The 3,133-nt window shown below is 62.6% G+C and carries 3 protein-coding genes; all 3 read left to right on the forward strand.

Translation table 11 applies throughout. The features are described 5' to 3' along the window. Positions 1-226: 226 nt before the first annotated feature. The 3 genes from purM to TZ03_RS26710 are packed head-to-tail and all read left to right on the forward strand — an operon-like array spanning position 227 to position 2,657. Positions 227-1,285 carry a phosphoribosylformylglycinamidine cyclo-ligase gene (purM, locus tag TZ03_RS26700; protein ID WP_003252437.1) on the forward strand — a complete coding sequence of 353 codons (1,059 nt, stop codon included), beginning with the start codon at positions 227-229 and terminating at the stop codon, positions 1,283-1,285. Beyond that, complete coding sequence (gene purN, locus TZ03_RS26705; RefSeq protein WP_051101325.1) at positions 1,285-1,938, forward strand: phosphoribosylglycinamide formyltransferase; 654 nt, start codon at positions 1,285-1,287, stop codon at positions 1,936-1,938. Before purM ends, purN begins: the two co-directional genes overlap by 1 nt. 8 nt (positions 1,939-1,946) lie before the next feature. After that, positions 1,947-2,657 (forward strand): DUF3108 domain-containing protein, encoded by a 711-nt coding sequence (locus TZ03_RS26710; RefSeq protein WP_051101326.1) that lies wholly within the window; start codon positions 1,947-1,949, stop codon positions 2,655-2,657. Positions 2,658-3,133: the final 476 nt, after the last annotated feature.

The following is a 3,133-nucleotide window of genomic DNA, read 5'->3' on the forward strand; positions in this document are numbered from 1 at the left end:
GCGGCGCTCGGTCTCCCAGGCGCCAAACCTCTCAAGGCGGACACCCCCAACTATTTACCCAATTTCATGCCCTGCCCGTCGGCCTGAGGATGGCCGCTGCCCGGCAACCCTGATAAAATCGCGCGCCTTCACAGACCGCAGACGTTTCAGGCAGCCGCCGCCTACCAGCCGGCCTTGGCCGTCATGGTCGTTTTTAAGAATCCCTCCCTCCTAAAGGCCTGGATCAATGAGCAAGCAACCCTCCCTGAGCTACAAGGACGCCGGTGTAGACATCGACGCCGGCGAAGCACTGGTCGAACGCATCAAGGGCGTGGCAAAACGCACCGCACGCCCTGAAGTCATGGGTGGCCTGGGCGGCTTCGGCGCCCTCTGCGAGATCCCGGCCGGCTACAAGCAGCCGGTGCTGGTCTCCGGCACCGACGGCGTCGGCACCAAGCTGCGCCTGGCACTGAACCTGAACAAGCACGACAGCATCGGCCAGGACCTGGTCGCCATGTGCGTCAACGACCTGGTGGTGTGCGGCGCCGAGCCGCTGTTCTTCCTCGACTACTACGCCACCGGCAAGCTCAACGTCGACGTGGCCGCCACTGTGGTCACCGGCATTGGCGCTGGCTGCGAACTGGCCGGTTGCTCGCTGGTCGGTGGTGAAACCGCCGAAATGCCTGGCATGTACGAAGGTGAAGACTACGACCTGGCCGGCTTCTGCGTCGGCGTGGTGGAAAAGGCCGAGATCATCGACGGTTCCAAGGTCGCCACCGGCGACGCACTGATCGCCCTGCCGTCCTCGGGCCCGCACTCCAATGGCTACTCGCTGATCCGCAAGATCCTCGAAGTGTCCGCTACCGACATCGAGAACACCCAGCTCGACGGCAAGCCGCTGACCGACCTGCTGATGGCACCGACCCGCATCTACGTCAAGCCGCTGCTGCAGCTGATCAAGAACACCGGCGCGGTCAAGGCCATGGCCCACATCACTGGTGGCGGCTTGCTGGACAACATCCCGCGCGTACTGCCGAAAAACGCCCAGGCCGTGGTTGACGTGGCCAGCTGGCAGCGCCCGGCAGTGTTCGACTTCCTGCAGGAAAAAGGCAACGTCGACGAGCATGAAATGCACCGCGTACTGAACTGCGGCGTCGGCATGGTCATCTGCGTGGCCCAGGATCAGGTCGAAGCCGCCCTGAACGAACTGCGCGCCGCTGGCGAGCAGCCATGGGTCATCGGCCACATCGCCGAAGCCGCCGAAGGCGCTGCCCAGGTCGAGCTGCAGAACCTCAAGGCACACTGATGCCAAGCGAGACCTGCAATGTAGTGGTACTGCTGTCGGGTTCCGGCAGCAACCTGCAAGCCCTGATCGACAGTTGCCAAGGCCAGGACAGCCCAGTACGCATCCGTGCGGTGGTTTCCAACCGCGCCGATGCCTATGGCCTGCAACGCGCCGCGGCGGCCGGCATCGACAGCGCCGTGCTCGACCACACCCAGTTCGAAGGCCGTGAGGCCTTCGATGCCGCGCTGATGGCGTGCATCGACGGTTTCGCCCCGGACCTGGTGGTACTGGCCGGCTTCATGCGCATCCTCAGTGGCGACTTCGTGCGCCACTATCAGGGCCGCCTGCTCAACATCCACCCGTCGCTGCTGCCCAAGTACAAAGGCTTGCATACCCACCGTCGGGCGCTGGAGGCAGGCGACGCCGAGCATGGCTGCAGCGTCCACTTCGTGACTGAGGAACTCGATGGCGGCCCACTGGTCGTACAGGCTGTGGTAGCGGTGGCGGCTGACGACACCATCGAAAGCCTGGCCCAACGGGTACACCGCCAGGAACACCTGATCTACCCGCTGGCGGTGCGCTGGTTCGCTGAAGGGCGCTTGCGTCTTGGCGAACAGGGTGCATTACTGGATGGCCAGCCCCTGGCGGCCAGCGGTCACTTGATTCGATCCTAGGAGAATTTATGCGTCGTGCCCTGCTCTTGGCTCTCGCCGTGCTCGCCCTGCCCCTCCAGGCAGCTGATCTGAAGCCTTTCTCGGCCAGCTACACCGCCGACTGGAAGCAACTGCCCATGAGCGGCACCGCCGAGCGCAGCCTGGTGAAAAATGCCAACGGCACCTGGGACCTTAACTTCAAGGCTTCCATGATGATCGCCAGCCTGACCGAGCAAAGCACCCTGCGCATGGAAAACGACACCCTGCTGCCGCAGAAGTACCACTTCGAGCGCGGCGGCCTGGGCAAGGCCAAGAAGGTCGACCTGACCTTCGACTGGGACGCCAAGAAGGTCACCGGCAGCGACCGTGGCGATGCTGTCAGCCTGCCGCTGAACCGCGGTGTGCTGGACAAGTCGTCCTACCAGCTGGCCCTGCAACATGACGTGGCCGCAGGCAAGAAGAGCATGACTTATCAGGTGGTCGACGGTGACGAGATCGACACCTACGACTTCCGCGTGCTGGGCACCGAAAAGGTCACCACCAAGACCGGCCAGGTCGATGCAGTGAAGGTCGAGCGCGTGCGCGACCCAAGCCAGAGCAAGCGCATCACCGAGCTGTGGTTCGCCAAGAGTTGGGACTACCTGCTGGTGCAACTGCGCCAGGTCGAGACCGATGGCAAGGAGTACGTGATCGTGTTGCAGGATGGCACGGTCGATGGCAAGTCGGTGAAGGGTAACTGAGCCAGCGCTGTCAGCAACATCCGAAGCCCCGCCTTGTGCGGGGCTTTTTTCTGCCTGGGATTTCTGGATTGCCTGTACCGGCCCTATCGCCGGCAAGTCGGATCGCCGCACCGCAGCTCCCACCTCGACCGCATAGGCCTCAAGCCCTGTGCAGTACCTGTGGGAGCTGCGGTGCGTCGATCCGAAGTGCCGGCGATAGGGCCAGCCCAGGCAGCAGACCCTTTCAGCCTTCATGAAACTTGTTTCATCCCGGTTTTATTTACTTAGCCTGCTAACAAACTCTATAAAGAGGGTGTGCGACACACTGTCGCAGCCAACTGAAGAAGTGGAGTTTACCGATGACAGTCCAAGTAACCGAACGCGACGAATCGAAAATGTCCCACGAAAGCCTGGCCGCTGGCATGCGGATCTGGGATGTGCACCAACAAGGCCAACTGGTGGGGATGTTCCATAACGAACATGAAGCACACCAGTAC

This window comes from Pseudomonas sp. 10-1B (assembly GCF_000935045.1).
In the GTDB taxonomy this organism is placed as follows: domain Bacteria; phylum Pseudomonadota; class Gammaproteobacteria; order Pseudomonadales; family Pseudomonadaceae; genus Aquipseudomonas.

Coding starts and splice junctions, on each gene's coding strand:
- purM (WP_003252437.1), top strand. CDS start 227: ATGAGCAAGCAACCCTCCCTGAGCTACAAGGACGCCGGTGTAGACATC.
- purN (WP_051101325.1), top strand. CDS start 1,285: ATGCCAAGCGAGACCTGCAATGTAGTGGTACTGCTGTCGGGTTCCGGC.
- TZ03_RS26710 (WP_051101326.1), top strand. CDS start 1,947: ATGCGTCGTGCCCTGCTCTTGGCTCTCGCCGTGCTCGCCCTGCCCCTC.